General features: G+C 71.9%; 4 protein-coding genes. All 4 read left to right on the plus strand.

Features of this window, described 5'->3' with window-relative positions; translation table 11 throughout:
* Nucleotides 1-107: 107 nt before the first annotated feature.
* On the plus strand, nucleotides 108-1,445 hold the full coding sequence (locus U9980_RS01555; RefSeq protein WP_416210112.1) for an FAD-dependent oxidoreductase: 1,338 nt from the start codon (nucleotides 108-110) through the stop codon (nucleotides 1,443-1,445).
* A gap of 27 nt (nucleotides 1,446-1,472) precedes the next feature.
* Entirely contained in the window at nucleotides 1,473-1,802 is a 330-nt protein-coding gene (locus U9980_RS01560) for a ferredoxin family protein (RefSeq protein ID WP_322754064.1), read from the plus strand.
* A complete protein-coding gene (locus U9980_RS01565) occupies nucleotides 1,780-2,766 on the plus strand; it encodes a hypothetical protein (protein ID WP_322766365.1) in 987 nt (328 codons plus the stop codon). The genes U9980_RS01560 and U9980_RS01565 overlap by 23 nt, the downstream gene beginning before the upstream one ends.
* The coding region (gene mftE / locus U9980_RS01570; RefSeq protein ID WP_322766366.1) for a mycofactocin biosynthesis peptidyl-dipeptidase MftE at nucleotides 2,750-3,443 on the plus strand (694 nt) is incomplete at its 3' end. The genes U9980_RS01565 and mftE, both read left to right, overlap by 17 nt.

Below are 3,443 nucleotides of genomic sequence, written 5' to 3' on the forward strand. Positions count from 1 at the left end.
GCGGTGATCCTTCCGTGAGCGGCTCACCACCCTCGGATGATCTCTATCCGGATGGGCACCTGGCCTCGCCCCCGAAGCGTCCGGCCACCAACCCGCTGTCCCCGCCGATGCCAGCGCCATCGGATGCCCGTGCCGACGCCGGACATGACGCAGACGTGATCGTCGTCGGTGCGGGGCCGGCCGGCTCGGCGGCCGCACTGGTCGCGGCGCGAGCGGGAAAATCGGTGCTACTGCTGGAACGCGGACCGTTCCCGGGCTCGAAGAACCTCTTCGGCGGGGTCGTCTACGGCCGGGTCCTCGACGACCTGGTGCCGGGCTGGGCCGAGCAGGCACCGATCCAGCGGTGGGTCACCCGCCGGCAGACGATGATCCTCACCGGTGAGCAGGCGCTGTCGATCGACTACCGCAACCAGAAGTGGGGCCGGCCGCCGTACAACGGCGCCACCACACTGCGGCCCGACTTCGACGCGTGGTTCGCGGGGTTGGCCGAAAAGGACGGTGCCACGCTCGTCACCTCCACCGTGGCCACCGGGCTGCTGCGCGACCCGGTCACCGGACGGATCACCGGTGTGCGCACCGACCGTCCCGACGGCGACCTGAGCGCGCCGGTGGTGATCGCCGCGGACGGGGTCAACTCGTTCCTGGCGAAGGAGGCTGGCCTGTACCCGAACGCCGGCGCCCGTCACTTCACGTTAGGTGCGAAGGAGGTCCTCTCCCTGCCCCGGGGCGAGATCGACGCCCGGTTCGGGGTCCGTGACCGCGAGGGCGTCGACATCGAGATCCTCGGCGGTACCGGCGGCATCGCCGGCGGCGGGTTCGTCTACACCAACCTTGACACGATCTCGGTCGGGGTTGTGCTGTCCCTGCCGGACCTCGCCGCCTCCCGCCGGCGTCCCGAGGAGATCATCGCCGAGCTCAAGGCCCACCCGGCGATCCATCCGCTGGTCGAGGGCGGCGAACTGGTCGAGTACGGCGCGCACCTCATCCCCGAGGGCGGCTACGACGCCATGCCGGCGCTGGTCGGCGACGGCATGCTGGTCACCGGGGACGCGGCCGCGATGTGCCTGGCCGCGGGGATCTGGCTGGAGGGCGTCAACTTCGCGATCGCCTCCGGTGCCGCCGCCGGCCAGACCGCGGTCGAGGCGCTGGATGCGGGTGACACGTCCGCACGCGGGCTCGCCGGCTACCGACGGCGTCTTGAATCGTCGTTCGTGCTGGCAGACCACAAGAAGCTGCGCCGCGCACCGGCGCTCGTGCTCGGTGAGCGGACGCAACAGCGGTACCCGGACCTGATCTGCGGAATCGTCGAGGACATGTTCACCGTGACGAACCCGCGTCCGAAACGGGGTCTCGTGGCGATCGCGCGCGCCCGGATGCGCGGCAGCGGCGTAACACTACGTGACCTCGTCCGGGATGGTACCGCCGCACTGCGCACCTTCGGCTAATCAATGATCGTCAAAGGGGACGCCGCCATGAGTACCCGACGCTTCCTACCCTGGCCGGCCCGCCCGTCATCCGCGGACACGCTGTCGTTCACCGACCGCATGGACACGGTGCGCTTCGACGTGGCGGAGCAGGCGCACATCACCGTCGACTCCACCGTGTGCGAGACGTGCACCACCAAGGCATGTGTCACCGCCTGCCCGGCAGACCTGTTCGTGCCGAAATCCGACGGCGGGATCCTGTTCAACTACGAGCAGTGCTTCGAATGCGGCACCTGCTACATGGTCTGCGGCGAACAGGGCGCGATCGCCTGGAGCTATCCGGAGGGAGGCCACGGTGTCGTCTTCCGCCATGGCTGAAACCGGCGACATCCTCGGCCTTCAGGTGACAGTGCTGGTGGCTCACTCGCCGCTGGCGGTCGAGGTGGACCCGCTGACCGGCGAGGTCCACATCGACGAGCGACTGTCCGGCCTGTCCGCCGCCGACCAGGCGGCCTGCGAGTGGGCACTGCGTCTTGGTGACGCCTGGTCCGTGCCGGTGGCGGTGCTCACCGTCGGGCCGCCCGCCGCCGACGCCACTCTGCGGGCGGTGCTCGCCGCCGGCGCCGCAAGGGCAATCCGGGTGGACGCCGACGCCGACGCCGACCCGCGGATGGTCGCCGCGGGTGTGATCGCGGCCCTGCGTCGGGACCCCGATCATGGTGACCCCAATCATGCGCAGGCGGCCCGCACGGACATCGTGGTCGCCGGAAGCTGGTCCCCACGCCGCGGCTCGGGTGCGGTACCGGCGCTGGTTGCCGCCGGCCTCAGTCGGGGGCGCGGTCGCGGGCACGGCATCGGTGGCGTGGCGCAGGCGCTCGGCCTGGTGTCCCTCGCCCCGACCGCGCCCGGGGTCGTCGAGGCCGAACGACGCATTGACGGTGGACGGCGGGAACGGCTGCGGGTGCGGGCGCCGGCGGTGCTCTCGGTCGACCCGGGGACGGCACCGCTGCGTCGCGCCGGGCTGCGTGCGGTGGTCGCGGCCCGGCGTGCACCGATCGACGTGGTGCGGATCGCCCTCCCGGTATCACTGCCTGCGACCAGAGTGCCGCTGCGTCCCCGTCCGAAAGTCCTGCTCCCGCCGGCTGCGACCCTGCCGGCGCGCGAACGCGTCTGGCAGCTGACCGGCGGCGGGGACACCCGCGGCACCGATCGGGCCGTCGTCCGCCTCGACCCGCCGCAGGCCGCCGACCGCGTCCTCGCCGCCCTGCGCGCCTGGGGTTATCTACCTGCTCCTGCTCCTGCTCCTGCTCCTGCTCCCGGTCCCGATGAACAGGCTCGGTGAACGCTGCTGGCCAGAGCTTCGCGACCAGTCACCGCTGGTCGCCGTGCCGCTGGGAAGCACCGAACAGCACGGACCGCACCTGCCGCTCGACACCGACACCCGGATCGCGCGGGCGCTCGCGGACGGGTTGGCCTCGCGGCTGCCCGGTGTCCTCGCAGCCCCGGCCCTGGCCTACGGCGCGAGCGGCGAACACGCGGACTTCCCCGGGACGCTGTCGCTGGGCAACCACGTCCTCGCGCTGGCCGCCGTTGAAATCGCCCGCTCCGCCGACATCACGGCGTCTGGCGTGGTGTTCGTGAACGGGCACGGCGGCAACGCACCGGCCCTACGGAAAGCGGTCACGCTGCTGCGCTCGGAGGGACGCCAGGTGCTCGCCTGGGCACCGCGGTCGGCTCGTGCCACCGATCTCGGGATACCGGCCGGCGACACGGACCTGCACGCGGGACGGATCGAGACGTCCCTCATGCTGCACCTGGCGCCCGACCTGGTACGTCTCGACCGGGCCGTCGCCGGACCGTCGCCGCCGCTCGCCGAGCTGATCCGCCGTGGGGTCGGGTCGCTGAGCCCCTCGGGTGTGCTGGGTGACCCGACCGGAGCGTCGCCGGGCGAAGGTGCGCTTCTACTGCGCGCCTATGTGGACGACCTGGTCACGGCCGTCGCGCGCTGGGATGAAAGCC

Source organism: Protofrankia sp. Cr1 (assembly GCF_963555865.1).
Taxonomy (GTDB): domain Bacteria; phylum Actinomycetota; class Actinomycetes; order Frankiales; family Frankiaceae; genus Protofrankia.